The sequence below is a fragment of the Arhodomonas sp. KWT genome, from assembly GCF_010993615.1.
The window spans coordinates 1-900 of record NZ_WNXE01000679.1; the positions used below are offsets into that span (position 1 = coordinate 1).

Genomic DNA, 900 nt, shown 5'->3' on the forward strand with positions numbered 1-900 from the left:
TTCGCCGCCAACACCCACTTCGTGCCGCTGGCCGGTCAGGAGTTCTACCAGGCCGCGCGGGACTACCCGATCCTGTTCATCGGCGAGGGGGAGCAGACCGTGCCCATCGCGCTGCTCGGCCTCGAGCCGGAGCGTAACGAGTTCCTCGACGATGACGGCCAGTGGCTGGCGAACGTCTATGTCCCGGCCTTCATCCGCCGCTATCCGTTCGTGCTCGCCGACACCGACGCGGAGCGCTTCTCGGTGTGCTTCGACGCCGCCTACGAGGGCTGGAACGAATCCGAGGGCGAGGCCCTGTTCGACGACAACGGCGCCAATACGCCCTACCTGGACGAGGTCGTCGACTTTCTGCGGGGGTTTACCGCGGAAATGCGTCGTACCGAGGCATTCGTCCGCACCCTCCAGGATCTCGGCCTGCTCCGCCCGCGTACCCTCCAGCTCAGTCATCCGGGGGGGGAGCGCTTCACCGTCAACGATTTCCAGGCCATCGACGAGGAGGCCTTCCGCGCGCTTGGTGACGACGACGTCCTCGCCCTGCATCGCGAGGGGTTCCTGGGCTGGGTCTTTGCCCACCTGATGTCCCTGGGGGCCGCCAACCGGCTGTTCGACCGCCATATCGCCGGACGTGATGCCGCGGCCCCGGCCGGTGCCGCCTCCGGGAGCGCCTAGGGCGCGCCATTGGGCCGCCCGCCGTACCGGCGGGCGGTCCTGTCCCGCCCCCCTGTCCGGACGTCCGGATGTCGCCATCGTTCATGCAACACCCGTCAATATCCTTTATTCTGTCCGATTCAGTGACATCGCCCGCTGCGCCCGGTAGCCGTGGTGCGCGGGGCACTGCCTTTGCGAAGCGTTGAGAGGAAGTTGCATGTTCTCCAGTGATATGACCATTGCGGGCTTCGA

1 protein-coding gene is annotated in these 900 nt (G+C 66.8%); it reads left to right on the forward strand.

What is annotated here, in order from left to right:
• Positions 1 to 669, forward strand: a 669-nt coding sequence (locus G7A99_RS21685) for a SapC family protein (RefSeq protein WP_163144010.1), incomplete at its 5' end; no start/stop codon positions are given.
• Positions 670 to 900: the final 231 nt, after the last annotated feature.